Origin of the sequence: Pseudorhodobacter sp., assembly GCF_034675685.1 — a bacterium.
GTDB lineage: Bacteria > Pseudomonadota > Alphaproteobacteria > Rhodobacterales > Rhodobacteraceae > Pseudorhodobacter.
Genome location: NZ_JAUCDA010000002.1, coordinates 417,757 through 432,621 on the forward strand (window position 1 = coordinate 417,757; position 14,865 = coordinate 432,621).

The window sequence follows — 14,865 nt, forward strand, 5'->3', positions numbered from 1 at the left end:
ACCATGACGACCTACACTTTCCCCTGTATTGACGGCCATACCTGCGGCAACCCTGTGCGCCTTGTCACTGGCGGCGCGCCGATGCTGAAAGGCGCTACCATGCTGGAAAAGCGCGCGCATTTTCTGGCGGAATATGACTGGATCCGCACCGGGTTGATGTTTGAACCCCGCGGCCATGACCAGATGTCGGGATCAATCCTGTTCCCGCCAACGCGTGATGATTGTGATGTTGCCGTGCTGTTTATTGAAACCTCGGGCTGCCTGCCGATGTGTGGGCATGGCACGATTGGCACGGTGACGATTGCACTGGAAAACGGGCTTATCCGCCCGTCCACCCCCGGCACCTTGCGGCTGGATACGCCTGCGGGGCGGGTTGATGTAACCTACCAACAGGAAGGCCGCTTTATCGAAGAAGTGCGCCTGACCAACGTCCCCGGCTTCCTCCATTCCGAAGGGCTGACGGCGCAGGTCGAGGGCATGGGCGAAGTGGTGGTTGATGTGGCCTATGGCGGCAATTTCTATGCCATTGTGGACCCGCAGAAAAATTTCCGCGATATGGCCGATTACTCGGCGGGCGAGCTGGTGCATCTGGGCCGCAAGCTGCGCGATGCGCTGAATGAAAAGTATGAGTTCATCCACCCCGAACACCCCGCCATTTGCGGGCTGAGCCATATCTTGTGGACAGGTGCTGCGCGTGACCCATCGGCGCATGGCCGCAATGCGGTGCTGTACGGTGACAAGGCGATTGACCGTTCACCCTGCGGCACCGGCACATCGTCGCGGATGGCGCAACTGGCGGCCAAGGGCAAGCTGGCCGTGGGCGATGAATTTGTGCATGAAAGCATCATCGGATCGCTGTTCAAGGGCCGGGTAGAGGCGGCGACAACTGTCGCTGGCAAGCCCGCCATTATCCCCTCAATCGCCGGATGGGCGCGGGTGACCGGCATCAACACCATATTCATTGATGATCGCGACCCCTTTGCGCATGGCTTTGTCGTAAAGTGACGGGATACGCGGTTATCCCCGGTCGCGCCAAGGGTGATATTCTGGCGACGGCTGAGGGCCTGTCTTTTTGGGGCGGGGTTGACCCGCTGACGGGGCTGGTGATCGACGCGCATCATCCGCTGCATGGGCAGTCAATTTCTGGCCGCGTGCTGGTGATGCCCACGACGCGCGGGTCATGCAGCGGTAGCGGCGTGATGCTTGACCTTGCGCTGAACGGCATTGCCCCTGCTGCCTTTGTATTTCGCGAGGCCGAGGATGTTGTGACCCTTGGCGCCATGATCGCGGCGCGGATGTTTGACCGGCCTATCCCGGTTTTGCGGTTGGAGGCGGCGAGCTTTGCCAAGGCAGCGGCCGCCAAAACCGCCGAGCTGACTGATAAGGCGCTGATGGTTGATGGTATGGCCCTGCCATTGGCGGCGTTGCCAGTGCCCGATCTTGCGCTGACCGATGCAGACCGTGCGATGCTGCGTGGTGATGATGGCCCCGCCCAACGCATCGCGATGGAGGTGATCTGTGCCATGGCGGCGCTGCAAGGTGCCACCGACCTGATCGACGTAACCCAAGGCCATATCGACGGCTGTATCCTTGCCAATGAAGCCAACCTGCGCTTTGCCGAAACCATGGCGCAGATGGGGGGGCGGGTGACGATACCGACCACGATCAACGCGATCTCGGTCGATCATGGCAATTGGCGCGACCAAGGCGTGCCGCCGGTGTTCGGGCTAAAGGCCGCGCGTCTGGCCGATGCCTATGTTCAAATGGGGGCGCGGCCCAGTTTCACCTGTGCGCCCTATCTTTTGGACAGCGCCCCGAAAGCCGGGGAAAATATCGGCTGGTCGGAATCAAATGCGGTGATTTTTGCCAATACGGTGCTGGCGGCGCGGACGGTAAAACACCCGGATTATCTTGATCTTTTCATTGCAATGACAGGCCGCGCGCCACTATCGGGCGTCTATTTGCCCGCCAATCGTGCGCCGCGCCGCCGCTTGCATGTTGATCTGCCCGCCGGCCATGACGATGCGCTTTGGCCGATGCTGGGCTATATCGCGGGGCAGTTGGCGCCCGACCGGATTCCGGTGCTTACCGGGTTGGAAGGTACAGCGCCCAGCCAGGATGACCTGAAAGCGATGTGCGCGGCCTTTGGCACCACCTCGGCCGCGCCAATGCTGCATGTCGCGGGCCACACGCCCGAGGCGTCCGATTTTGTGATGCCGGATGAGTGTATCACCGTCACCCCAGCCGATCTGGCCCGCGTCTGGGCCGAGCTGAACCAAGCGCCACGGCAGGTTGATCTGGTTGCCTTTGGCAGCCCACATTTCGCGGCCAGTGAATGCCGCGCGCTGGCTGAACTGGCCACAGGTACGCGGGCTGCAACGACCGAGGTGATTGTAACTGTGGGCCAGAACGTGCTGGCCGATATTCGCGCCGATGGCACGCTGGCGCGGCTGGAATCGTTTGGCGCGCGGGTCATCCCGGATATCTGCTGGTGTTCGATCACCGAGCCGGTCTTTCCCACCACCGCCAAAACCCTGATGACCAATTCCGGCAAATACGCCCATTACGCACCGGGGCTAAGTGGCCGCGCGGTGCGGTTTGGGTCACTTGCCGATTGCGCCATTGCGGCGCGCACGGGGCAGGCCCCGGCAACCCCACCCGATTGGCTAAAAGAGGTATAAAATGCGCAGCAGCAAGACCATTCATGTCATCTCGGCCCATGCCGAAGGCGAAGTGGGCGATGTGATTGTGGGCGGCGTTCTGCCCCCGCCCGGCGATACCATCTGGGCGCAATCGCGCTGGATTGCGCAGGATCAGACCCTGCGCAACTTTGTCCTGAATGAGCCGCGCGGCGGTGTCTTTCGCCATGTGAACCTGCTGGTGCCGCCACGCGACCCGCGCGCCGATGCTGCGTTTATCATCATGGAGCCGGAGGATACGCCACCGATGTCTGGGTCCAACTCTATCTGCGTGGCGACAGTGCTGCTGGATGGGGGCCTGTTTCCGATGCAGGAACCGGAAACCCATATGGTGCTGGAGGCACCGGGCGGTTTGGTGCATGTGCGCGCCGAGTGCAAGAATGGCAAGGCCGAGCGGATTTTCGTGCAAAACCTGCCCAGTTTCGCCGCCGAACTGGGCGTGACGCTAGAGGTAGAGGGGCTTGGCACCCTGACCGTTGATACCGCTTACGGCGGCGACAGTTTCGTGATCGTCGATGCCGAGGCCTTGGGGCTGAATCTGGTGGCGGATGAGGCGCATTTCATCGCCAGGATGGGGGTAAAAATCACCAATGCCGCCAATGCACAACTGCGCTTTCACCACCCTGAAAACCCCGATTGGACACATTTTTCCTTTTGCCTGTTTGCGGGCCCGGTCACGCGCGACGGGAATGAATTGCGGGCGGGATCAGCAGTCGCGATCCAGCCCGGCAAGGTAGACCGTTCCCCCACCGGCACGGCACTTTCGGCACGGATGGCGGTGCTGCATGCCAAAGGGCAGATGGGGCCAGAAGATCGGCTGACAATCGTGTCGGTGATCGGCTCTACCTTTGCCGGGCGGATTGTGGGCGAAACGACGGTGGGCAACCATGCCGCCGTTATCCCGGAACTGTCGGGGCGCGGTTGGATAACCGGCATCCACCAGCATATGCTTGACCCATCTGACCCCTGGCCCGAAGGCTATCGGTTGACCGATACCTGGGGGGCAAAGTAAAGACCGGGCTGGCCTGGTGGCTGGGCCGCTTTCTCTGCCGCGGCTGGTCAGGCTTGCCTTTACAAGGCTGATGGCCTGAAACGCCCGCATATTGCCAATTTTTTTTTGTAAGATCATCTCGTGATCAATCAACACAATCTCATTGGAAAGTGGCGGCGAAACCTGTTGGATAGATCTTGTGGGTGGATTTCCAGAAAGGCCTGTCATGTCAAAAAATTCCTATTATGCGCCGGTCGGGGGGCTTCCGCCGCAAACGCAATTGTTGACCGACAGGGCGATGTTTACCGATGCCTATGCGGTTATTCCCAAAGGCACGTTCAGTGACATCGTAACCAGCTTTCTGCCTTTCTGGACGGGTGCACGTTTCTGGGTTTTGTCGCGGCCGCTGTCAGGTTTTGCCGAAACCTTTTCGCAATATATTGCCGATATACAGCCGGGTGGCGGCTCTGACCGGCCCGAGCTGGACAAGACTGCCGAGGCGGTTCTGTTCGTTGTGACCGGCACGATAGACGTTACGATCGAAGGCCAGACCCATGTGATGACCGAAGGCGGTTACGCGTTTCTGCCGCCGGGCTGCAACTGGACGATCAAGAACAACAGTCAGGCCTCGGCCAAGTTTCACTGGATCCGAAAGGCGTATGAATACGTCGATGGTCTGGATGTGCCAGAGGCGTTTGTGACCAACGAAAATGATGTGGCCCCCACCGGGATGGCGGGCACCGATGGCAAATGGGCGACCACCCGGTTTGTCGATATGGCCGATATGCGGCATGATATGCATGTGACAGTGGTAACCTTCCAGCCCGGCGCGGTTATCCCCTTTGCGGAAACACATGTGATGGAACATGGGCTTTACGTTCTGGAAGGCAAGGCGGTTTACCGGCTTAATCAAGACTGGGTCGAGGTAGAGGCCGGCGATTATATGTGGTTGCGGGCCTTTTGCCCTCAGGCTTGCTACGCTGGTGGGCCGGGGCCATTCCGCTATCTTCTCTATAAGGATGTGAACCGGCACATGCGGTTCTCGGGCGGGTTGGCCAGATAACCGCAGCGGCGTTCCCCCTAAAGTTCGGCGCCGAGGCTACGAGACACGTCCTCGGCGGCGGCTTTGACCAAGGCCCCAAACTGCGCAACATTATCCTGCGTAACGCGGTGCGAGGGGCCAGAAATGGAAATCCCGGCAACGGCTTGCCCCTGAAAATTCAGTATGGGGGCGGCTATGCACCGCATGCCGTTGCTTTTCTCTTCATTGTCAAAGGCAAAACCCTTGGCACGGATCGCCTGCATTTCGGACAACAGCCCATCTTGTGTCACAATCGTTTGCGGGGTGAATTTTTCAAACGGGCCGTCTTGTAAAAACTTGTGCAGGCGGGCATCCGAAAAAGTGCTGAGCAGGGCCTTGCCGATGCCGGATGAATGCATCGGGGCTTGCGTGCCGGGGGGGAAAAAGGCGCGAATGGATTCGTGAGTTTCCACCTGACTGATAAAGATCACCATACCCGATTTTTCAATACCAAGGTTTGAGGTTTCGCCCGTTGCTTCCATCAGATGGCGCATGGCGGGCAAGGCGCGGGCGGTCACGTTGCTGCGCCGTAAAAAGCTGGCACCAATGCGAAAGGCGCTGGCCCCAACAGACCATTCTTGCGTCAGCGGTTCGTTTTCAACCATGCCCCGCGCCTGAAAGGTGGACAGAACACGGTAAAGCGTAGCGGGCGATTGATCCATCCGCTTGGCCAGTTCCGACAGGGTCAAGGCCCCGCCTTTGGACAGCGCCTCCAAGACATCAATCGCACGGTCAACGGCTTGAATGGTGATCGGGGTTTCAGACTCCTGAAACTTTTTCGGGCGGCCTCGGTTACGGTTATCGCTGTCCATTATCATCTTTCCCTAGCTTTCTATCAACACCATCAAATTTTTCCTGATAATTCCATACAATCAGTGAAAAATTACAAATACCTGTAAATAAACAACAATAGACTCATTCATGCAAAATGAAATCTGTTTTCAAAAAAATTGTGAAAAAATATGGTGCGCCCTACAAATAGATTAACCCAAACGAGGAGATTGTCATGAGCTTTCAGAACCCTGTTTTCATTCCCGGCCCGACCAACATGCCCGAAGCTATTCGGCAGGCCTGTTACATGCCGACGATTGACCACCGCTCGCCTGTGTTCGGCAAGATCTTGCACCCTTGCCTTGACGGTGTGCGCAAGGTTCTGAAATCTGAAAGCGCCCATATCTTCATCTTTCCATCGACCGGCACGGGTGGCTGGGAAGCCGCATTAAGCAACACGCTTTCAGCAGGCGACGGTGTTCTGGCGGCCCGCAACGGCATGTTCAGCCATCGCTGGATTGATATGTGCCAGCGTCATGGCCTGAATGTGACCGTGGTTGAAACCCCGTGGGGCAATGGTATTCCTGCCGACAAATACGAAGACGCGCTGCGTGCCGACAAGGACCACAAGATCAAGGTGGTTCTGGCAACCCATAATGAAACCGCAACCGGCGTGAAATCGGATATTGCCGCGCTGCGCAAGGCACTGGATGCAGCAGGTCACCCGGCGATGCTGTTTGTGGATGGCGTATCTTCTATCGGCTCGATGGATTTTCGGATGGATGAATGGGGCGTTGATGTTGCCGTTACCGGGTCACAAAAGGGTTTCATGCTGCCTGCCGGTCTGGCGATTGTCGGCCTTAGCGAAAAAGCGATGAAAGCGGTTGAGACCGCCAAGCTGCCACGGACCTTCTTTGATGTGCGGGACATGGCCAAGGGCTATGCCAACAACGCCTTTCCCTATACGCCACCGGTTGGCCTGATGAACGGGTTGAAACTGTCGCTGGAGATGATTCAGGCCGAGGGTCTGGAAAATGTCTTTGCCCGCCATCACCGCATCGCCGAGGGCGTGCGTTTGGCCGTTGCGGCCTGGGGGCTGAAGCTGTGCGCAACCAGTCCTGATGTTTATTCCGACACCGTGTCGGCGATTTGCACCCCCGAAGGGTTCAACGCGACCGACATCGTGACCGTGGCCGCCCGCGATTATGGTATGGCCTTTGGTGTAGGCCTTGGCGAGGTTGCGGGCAAACTGTTCCGCATCGGCCATCTGGGCAGCCTGACGGATGCGATGATGTTATCGGGCCTGGCGACGGCCGAGATGGTGATGGTTGATCTGGGGCTGGCGATAAAACTGGGTTCGGGTGTTGCTGCGGCGCAGGAATACTACCGTATCGGGTCTGGCAAAAGCAGCCGTTTGGCCGCGTAAAGAAAGGACCGACCCAAGATGTATATCCCCACCCTCGCCGACATGCTTGTCGCGCATGAGCGAATCAAGCCTTATATCCACCGAACCCCGGTCTTGACGTCAGAGTTCATCAACACCCTGACAGGGGCCGAGCTGTTCTTCAAATGCGAGAACCTGCAAAAGGCAGGTGCGTTCAAGGCACGCGGGGCCTCTAATGCCGTGTTCGGCCTGACGGATGCGCAGGCAAAGCGCGGCGTGGCCACCCATTCAAGCGGCAACCATGGGACATGTTTGTCCTATGCGGCCGGGCGTCGGGGCATTCCGTGCACAGTCGTAATGCCGCATACCGCCCCGCAAGCCAAGAAAGACGCTGTGCGCGGCTATGGCGGCGTGGTTGTGGAATGCGAGCCATCAACCACCAGCCGTGAGGCGGTATTCGCCGAGGTTGTCGCGAAAACCGGGGCCGAATTTGTGCATCCCTATAACGATCATCGTGTGATCGCCGGGCAAGGCACCTGTTCGCGCGAGATGCTGGAGCAGGTCGCAGGGCTTGATGCGGTTATCGCCCCGATCGGTGGTGGCGGGATGATTTCCGGCACCTGTCTGACCCTGTCCAATCTGGCACCATCGGTAAAAATTTATGCCGCCGAGCCGGAGCAGGCCGATGACGCCTGTCGCAGCTTCAAAGCCGGGCACATCATTGCGGATGATGCGCCCGAAACCATCGCAGATGGGTTGAAAGTGCCGCTGAAAGACCTGACGTGGCATTTCGTTTCCAATCACGTCACCGACATTCTGACGGCATCAGAAGCAGACATCGTTGAGGCGATGAAGCTGATCTGGAAACGGATGAAAATTGTGATGGAGCCATCAAGTGCGGTGCCTTTGGCGACTATCCTTAAAAACAAAAAGATCTTTGCCGGCATGCGCGTCGGCGTGGTGATTACCGGCGGCAACGTCGATCTTGATCTGCTGCCTTGGCAGCGCCCTGAATTTGGAGGCTTGAAATGAACGCATCTGTGAACTTTGACAAATTCGACGTGGGCTATGACATTCCCGCAAAGCCGGGCATGGATGAGGCGGATATCCAGACCCCGTGCCTGATCCTTGATCTGGACGCGCTGGAGCGCAACATCAAAAAGATGGGGGATTACGCAAAGGCACACGGCATGCGCCACCGCGTGCACGGAAAAATGCACAAATCGGTCGATGTGGCCAAGTTGCAAGAGAAACTGGGCGGCTCTGTCGGTGTTTGCTGCCAGAAAGTATCCGAGGCAGAGGTATTCGCGCGCGGTGGCATCAAGGATGTGATGGTTTCCAATCAGGTAACCGACCCTGCCAAGATCGACCGTCTGGCCCGCATGCCCAAGCTGGGATGCCGTGTTCTGGTCTGTGTCGATGACCCCGAGAATGTTGCCAATCTGTCGGCTGCCGCTGTCAGGCATGGCACGCAGATCGAATGTCTGGTCGAGATTGACTGCGGTGCCGGCCGTTGTGGCGTAAGCACCACCCAGGACGTGGTGCATATTGCCAAGTTGATTGACGCAGCACCGGGCCTGAAATTTGCTGGCATCCAAGCCTATCAGGGCGCGATGCAGCACATGGATATTTTCGCTGACCGCAAGGCAAAGCTGGCGTTGGCAATCGCACAGGTGGCAGATGCGGTTCAGGGCCTGAAAAGCAACGGGCTTGACTGCGATATCGTTGGCGGTGGTGGAACCGGGTCTTATCAGTTCGAAAGTAATTCTAACGTCTACAACGAGCTGCAGTGCGGATCCTATGCGTTCATGGATGCTGACTATGGCCGTATTCTGGATGAAAACGGCAAGCGGATTGACCAGGGAGAATGGGAAAATGCGCTGTTTATCCTGACAACAGTCATGAGCCACTCCAAGGCGGACAAGGCAATCGTGGATGCGGGCCTAAAGGCGCAGTCGGTTGATAGCGGCCTGCCCACAATCTTTGGCCGCGATGACGTGAAATACCTGAAATGTTCGGATGAGCATGGCGTGGTAAGCGACCCTGATGGGGTGCTGAAGGTCAATGACAAGCTGCGGCTTGTACCTGGCCACTGTGACCCGACCTGCAATGTGCATGATTGGTATGTCGGTGTTCGTGGCGGCAAGGTTGAGGTGGTTTGGCCGGTTTCAGCCCGCGGCAAAGCGTTTTAAGATCGGGCTTGTGATCAACCGCGGGGGTTTTACGCCCCCGCCTCGGCTGGTTCTCGAACCAGTGGCGTACCAACCAAGACCCCCGTGGGATATTTTTACCGAAAAGAAAGCAAGGCCTTTGCCTTGTGGAAAGGGCTGCTATGTGGATTGTTCCTGAGGCGATGATTGCGGGTTTAATGGACCGCAAGGCGAGTTTTGAGGCGGTTGCGGGTGTGTTTGCTTCAATGGCATCCAAATCTGCCTATAATTTTCCGGTGATCCGTGAGGCGATCGGCCACGCCGATGCGCTTTATGGGTTCAAATCCGGGTTTGACCGTCAGGCGCTTCATCTTGGGCTGAAATCCGGTGGCTATTGGCCGGGCAATATGGCCAAGGGGCTGACCAACCACCAATCCACCGTGTTCTTGTTTGACGCAGATACCGGAAAATGCCGGGCGGTCGTGGGGGGTAACCTGTTGACCGCGTTGCGCACTGCCGCCGCCGCCGCTGTTTCGGTCGCCTATCTGGCGCGCAAGGATGCCAAAGTTCTGGGCATTGTCGGTGCGGGTCATCAGGCCGCGTTCCAACTGCGCGCCATAGTCGAGCAGCGCGGGTTTGAGCGGGTCATTGCCTGGAACCGCAGCCCTGAAAAACTGGCATCGCTAAAGGCTGTGGCCGATGAGATCGGCCTGCCGTTTGACAGTGTTTCGCTGGAAGCGCTTGGCGCGCAATCGGATGTGATCGTGACCATCGTGTCTGCACATACTGCAATTCTGAAAGACATCCATGTCAAACCCGGCACGCATATCGCCTGCATGGGCACCGATACCAAAGGCAAGCAAGAGGTCGAAGCAGCACTGGTCGCCCGTGCCAGCGTCTTTACCGATGAGATTGCGCAATCGGTGACGATTGGCGAATGCCAGCACGCGATTGCCAAGGGCAGCTTGCATCAATCCGCCATTACCGAATTGGGCGCGGTGATCAACGGCACCCATGCGGGCCGCAAGACCGAGGCCGAGGTGACACTGTTCGACGGCACCGGCGTTGGCTTGCAGGACTTGGCGGTCGCAGCGGCGGCGGTTGATCTGGCGATTGCCAAAGGGGTTGCCATCGAGGTTGATTTTTAGGGCAAAAGCGCCGCAGAGGAACGCCACACAAAAACGCAGCCCCCGGGGCCTCGACAGAGATCATCATGCAAGCTGCGTAGATTCTGGGCCACAGTGGAATTTCGGCTGATATGATACCAAAAGTGGTCGTTCCAACCGCATGCTGGACGCGCGTCCTTGCGTGTCTCTAGTCAGGAGAAAATAATGTCTGTACAAGAAGATAAGAAAGCCGCAGCCCGCCAGGAGGCCCTGGATTACCACGAGTTCCCCAAGCCGGGAAAACTGGAAATTCGCGCGACCAAGCCAATGGCAACCGGCCGCGATCTTTCAAACGCCTATTCACCCGGCGTGGCCGAGGCCTGTCTGGAAATTGAAAAGACCCCCAGCGACGCCGCCCGCTATACCGCCAAAGGCAATCTTGTTGCGGTTATTTCCAACGGCACTGCCGTTCTGGGCCTTGGCGATATCGGCGCGCTGGCCTCCAAGCCGGTTATGGAAGGCAAGGCAGTTCTGTTCAAGAAATTCGCAGGCATTGATTGTTTTGACATCGAAGTGAATGAGACGGACCCTGAAAAACTGGCCGATCTGATTTGCCGGTTAGAGCCGACATTTGGCGCGATAAACCTTGAAGATATCAAGGCGCCAGAGTGCTTTTTGGTGGAAAAGCTGTGCAAAGAGCGGATGAATATTCCGGTTTTCCACGATGATCAGCATGGTACGGCGATCGTGGCCACTGCGGCAGCGATGAATGCGCTGCGGGTTGCGGGCAAAAAGGTCGGTGACATAAAGGTTGTGGCCTTGGGGGCGGGGGCTGCCGGTATTGCCTGCCTGAAAATGTTCATGGTTATGGGGGTGCCGAAAAGCAATATCACCATGCTTGACAGCAAGGGCGTCGTGCATACGGCACGCAACAATCTGACCGCCGAAAAGGCCGAATTCGCGCGCGATACCGAATTGCGCACAATTGATGAGGCGATGGCAGGCGCAGACCTGTTTCTTGGCGTGTCGGGCCCCGGCCTGCTGACAGGTGAAATGGTGGCCAAGATGGCCCCGAACCCGATTATCTTTGCGCTTGCCAATCCCACGCCAGAAATCATGCCAGAAGAGGCGCGCGCGGCGTCTCCGGGTGCGTTGATTGCGACGGGCCGCTCGGATTATCCCAATCAGGTCAATAACGTACTGTGCTTTCCGTTCATTTTCCGCGGCGCGCTTGATGTGGGCGCAACCGAGATCAATGAAGCAATGAAACTGGCCTGCGCCGAGGCGATTGCCGGGCTGGCACGCGAGCCTGCAGATGCGGTTGTCGGCCAGGCCTATGCCGGCGAGGCGCTGACTTTTGGCCCGGAATATCTGATACCCAAACCGTTTGACCCGCGGTTGCTGCCGGTGATTGCACATGCCGTGGCAAAAGCCGCCATTGAAAGCGGCGTTGCCACCCGCAAGATTGATCTTGATGCCTACCGCGAAGGTTTGCGCGGCAAGGTTATCCGCTCGTCGCTGGTCATGCGGCCCATCTATGCGTCAGCCAAATCGGCAAGCCGCCGGATCATCTTTGCCGAAGGCGAGGATGAGCGCGTCTTGCGGGCCGCCCAGGCAATCGCAGAAGAAATCGGCAATGCGGTTACCTTGATCGGGCGGCCAGAGGTTGTCGTCAACCGGCTGGAACGGGCCGGGCTTGAAATTCGCCCCGACGTCAATTTCCAACTGATCAACCCCGAAAGCGATGTCCGCTATCGCGACTACTGGTCTACCTACCACCAGATCATGCACCGGCGCGGGGCGACCCCCGATCTGGCACGCGCCATCTTGCGGACCAACAGCACCGCAATCGCGGCGATTGCCGTTCACCGCGGCGATGCGGATTCGATGATTTGCGGGGCCTTTGGTGAATATCGTTGGCATTTGCAGCATGTCACCGACATCCTGTCATCAGAGCTCGTGCATCCGGTGGGTGCGATGTCTTTGGTTTTGCTGGAAAAAGGCCCGCTGTTTGTTGCTGATACCCATGTTCACATCGAACCAACCGCCGAGCAGATTGCGGAAACCGTCATCGCAGCCGCCCGCCATGTTCGGCGGTTCGGGATTGTTCCAAAGATAGCCCTGTGTTCTGGCTCGCAATTTGGCAATCTTGACAGCTCTTCGGGGCGCAGGATGCGCGGGGCGTTGGCCATTTTGCAAGCCGCAAAGCTCGATTTTGAATATGAGGGCGAAATGCACACAGATGCCGCGCTGGACCCGATCTTGCGCGAACGGCTATTCCCCGGCGGGCGGTTGACCGGCAAGGCCAATGTTTTGGTTTACGCCAATACCGATGCTGCCGGGGCCACCCGCAACATCCTGAAATCAGTGGGCGAAGGCATCGAGGTTGGCCCGATCCTGATGGGTATGGGCAATCGCGTCCATATTGCCACCCCCTCTATCACAGTGCGCGGTTTGCTGAATCTGGCGGCGTTGGCGGGGATGAGTGTCGAGAGCTACGGCTGAAGACTCAGCCGTAGCTTTAAAAGAAACGGAACAAGAGGAGGAGTTCCATAATGTCATCAAAAACCCATCCAGTGGATGAAATGCTACCCCCGGCCAAGCTGTTTACGCTTGGCCTGCAACACGTTCTGGTCATGTATGCCGGGGCCATCGCGGTGCCGCTGATCATTGGCCGCGTGCTGAAACTTGATCCGGCAGACGTTGCCTTTCTGATTTCGGCTGACCTGTTTGTCTGCGGGATCGTGTCGATCATTCAATCTTATGGTCTGACGCCGTGGTTTGGCATTCGTCTGCCGGTTATGATGGGCGTTACCTTTGCGTCGGTTGGTCCGATGGTGTCCATCGCGCTGGCCAATCCGGGGGCCGAGGGCGCGCGGATGATCTTTGGGGCCATTATCGGCGCTGGCATTGTTGGCATGCTTATTGCGCCGTTTATGGGGCGAATGCTGCGGTTCTTTCCGCCGGTTGTGACCGGCACGATCATTCTGGTTATTGGTGTCACGCTGATGCGCGTTGGTATTCAGTGGATATTTGGTGTGCCGGTTGGCCCGACAGCGCCAAAAATTGTCAACCCTGAGCATATCGCCTGGCTGAACGCGCTCAAAGATCTGGCACCGGGTGTCATTCCTGAAATGCCAAAAGGGTTGCGGCTGGATGAAACGCTGGAAAACGCCAAATATGCCAACGGCCTGAACATTGCGGTTTCCGCTGCTGTGCTGGTCGTTATCTTGCTGGTGGCAAAATATGCCAAGGGCTTTTTGTCCAACATCGCCGTGCTATGCGGTATCATCGCTGGTGGCGTTCTGGCAGGTTTGCTTGGCATGATGCATTTTGGTAACGTGGCAGAGGCAGCCTGGGTTCGTATCATCCTGCCATTCCATTTTGGCATGCCAATCTTTGATCCGGTCATGATCATTACATTCGTGCTGGTGATGATCGTTGTGATGATCGAATCCATGGGCATGTTTCTGGCCCTTGGTGATATGACCGGCAAAAAGGTCACGCCTGCGATGATGACGGCTGGCCTGCGCACCGATGGCCTTGGCACCTTGATTGGCGGCATTTTCAACACCTTCCCTTATACCTCGTTCAGCCAGAACGTCGGTCTGGTGGGTGTAACCGGTGTGCGCAGCCGTTGGGTTTGTATCACCGGCGGTCTGATCATGATCGTGCTTGGCCTGACGCCAAAGGTTTCAACCCTGGTCGAGGCTTTGCCGACTGCCGTGCTTGGTGGTGCCGGGCTTGTGATGTTCGGGATGGTTGCGGCAACGGGTATTCGTATTCTGGGCAGCGTTGACTTCAAGGGCAACCGGTTCAACCTGTTTGTCGTTGCCATTTCTATCGGTTTTGGCATGATCCCCCTGATCGCGCCTGACTTCAAGATGCACATGCCCCATGTGATCCATCCATTGATCGACAGCGGTATCTTGCTGGCATCCATCATGGCGGTTGCGCTGAATTTCTTTTTCAATGGTGCGACTGCCGCAACTGATGAAGAAGCACGGCAAGCCGCTTTGGCAAATGACGGTGGTCACTAGGCCTGCCTGGCGCTAAACAGCGAAACATCGGGGAAGGCGTTCAGGGCGCCTTCCCCTTTTCCAATGCGCCCTTTCGGGTGCTTATTCATCGGAGCGTTGAGGCCATGCTGACAGGGCTTGCACTTTTGTTTGTCGGGGCGGTTCTTGTTTTGAACAGCCTTTGGATGTGGGGGCGGATTTCCGACAAAGAGATCGTGCTGATCAATCTGGCCGTCGCAGGAATTACGGCCAGCGTGGCGGCGATCACCGCGATTGGGGCGCAAGATATCATGGCGGTAAAATCGGCGGCCCTGACGCTGCTGTTTTCAACCACCTATCTGTGGTTTGCCTATAACCGGTTAACGGGGGTTGATGGGCGCGGGCTTGGCTGGTTCAGCCTGTTTGTCGCTGTTACCGTGGTTCCGGTTTGCCTTCAGGATAGCTGGCGCGCTGATGGCTTTCTGAATCTGTGGCTGGCGCTGTCATGGGGTGTTTGGGCCGTGCTGTGGTTCATGTTCTTTTTGCTACTGACGCTGAAAAAGCCGATTTCAAACGCGACCGCAGCGGTTACGCTGTTCAGCGGTATCTTTACCGGCTGGCTGCCGGCCTTGGCGATCTTGTTGGGATAAGCGCGACATGGCCGTGAAATGAAAAAGGCCCCCAA

12 protein-coding genes are annotated in these 14,865 nt (G+C 57.7%); 11 read left to right on the top strand and 1 reads right to left on the bottom strand.

What is annotated here, in order from left to right:
* Nucleotides 1-3: 3 nt before the first annotated feature.
* The 4 genes from VDP61_RS02090 to VDP61_RS02105 all read left to right on the top strand — a co-directional run bounded on the left by VDP61_RS02090 (nucleotide 4) and on the right by VDP61_RS02105 (nucleotide 4,753).
* The gene (locus VDP61_RS02090) at nucleotides 4-1,005 is read left to right on the top strand and encodes a 4-hydroxyproline epimerase (protein WP_323005275.1); all 1,002 of its coding nucleotides are present in this window, start codon (nucleotides 4-6) and stop codon (nucleotides 1,003-1,005) included.
* On the top strand, nucleotides 1,002-2,681 hold the full coding sequence (locus tag VDP61_RS02095; protein ID WP_323005276.1) for an aconitase X: 1,680 nt from the start codon (nucleotides 1,002-1,004) through the stop codon (nucleotides 2,679-2,681). Before VDP61_RS02090 ends, VDP61_RS02095 begins: the two co-directional genes overlap by 4 nt.
* Before the next feature lies 1 nt (nucleotide 2,682).
* Complete coding sequence (locus VDP61_RS02100) at nucleotides 2,683-3,711, top strand: trans-3-hydroxy-L-proline dehydratase (RefSeq protein ID WP_323005277.1); 1,029 nt, start codon at nucleotides 2,683-2,685, stop codon at nucleotides 3,709-3,711.
* Between the two features lie 205 nt (nucleotides 3,712-3,916).
* Entirely contained in the window at nucleotides 3,917-4,753 is an 837-nt protein-coding gene (locus tag VDP61_RS02105) for a bifunctional allantoicase/(S)-ureidoglycine aminohydrolase (protein WP_323005278.1), read from the top strand.
* A gap of 17 nt (nucleotides 4,754-4,770) precedes the next feature.
* Here VDP61_RS02105 and bhcR read toward each other — a convergent pair whose 3' ends face one another.
* Complete coding sequence (gene bhcR, locus VDP61_RS02110; RefSeq protein ID WP_323005279.1) at nucleotides 4,771-5,583, bottom strand: HTH-type transcriptional regulator BhcR; 813 nt, start codon at nucleotides 5,581-5,583, stop codon at nucleotides 4,771-4,773.
* 194 nt (nucleotides 5,584-5,777) lie between these two features.
* Between bhcR and bhcA the strand changes: the two genes are divergently transcribed.
* The 7 genes from bhcA to VDP61_RS02145 all read left to right on the top strand — a co-directional run bounded on the left by bhcA (nucleotide 5,778) and on the right by VDP61_RS02145 (nucleotide 14,830).
* The gene (gene bhcA / locus VDP61_RS02115) at nucleotides 5,778-6,968 is read left to right on the top strand and encodes an L-aspartate--glyoxylate aminotransferase BhcA (RefSeq protein WP_323005280.1); all 1,191 of its coding nucleotides are present in this window, start codon (nucleotides 5,778-5,780) and stop codon (nucleotides 6,966-6,968) included.
* Between the two features lie 18 nt (nucleotides 6,969-6,986).
* Nucleotides 6,987-7,958, top strand: coding sequence for a beta-hydroxyaspartate dehydratase BhcB (gene bhcB, locus VDP61_RS02120; protein ID WP_323005281.1), 972 nt, complete (start codon nucleotides 6,987-6,989; stop codon nucleotides 7,956-7,958).
* The gene (gene bhcC / locus VDP61_RS02125; RefSeq protein ID WP_323005282.1) at nucleotides 7,955-9,118 is read left to right on the top strand and encodes a 3-hydroxy-D-aspartate aldolase BhcC; all 1,164 of its coding nucleotides are present in this window, start codon (nucleotides 7,955-7,957) and stop codon (nucleotides 9,116-9,118) included. Before bhcB ends, bhcC begins: the two co-directional genes overlap by 4 nt.
* Before the next feature lie 140 nt (nucleotides 9,119-9,258).
* Entirely contained in the window at nucleotides 9,259-10,224 is a 966-nt protein-coding gene (gene bhcD / locus VDP61_RS02130; RefSeq protein WP_323005283.1) for an iminosuccinate reductase BhcD, read from the top strand.
* A 183-nt stretch (nucleotides 10,225-10,407) separates the two neighbouring features.
* Nucleotides 10,408-12,687: an NADP-dependent malic enzyme gene (locus tag VDP61_RS02135; protein WP_323005284.1), complete on the top strand. Its 2,280-nt coding sequence runs from the start codon at nucleotides 10,408-10,410 to the stop codon at nucleotides 12,685-12,687.
* A 50-nt stretch (nucleotides 12,688-12,737) separates the two neighbouring features.
* Nucleotides 12,738-14,222: a nucleobase:cation symporter-2 family protein gene (locus VDP61_RS02140; protein ID WP_323005285.1), complete on the top strand. Its 1,485-nt coding sequence runs from the start codon at nucleotides 12,738-12,740 to the stop codon at nucleotides 14,220-14,222.
* 104 nt (nucleotides 14,223-14,326) lie between these two features.
* Nucleotides 14,327-14,830, top strand: coding sequence for an AmiS/UreI family transporter (locus VDP61_RS02145; protein WP_323005286.1), 504 nt, complete (start codon nucleotides 14,327-14,329; stop codon nucleotides 14,828-14,830).
* Nucleotides 14,831-14,865 lie beyond the last annotated feature (35 nt).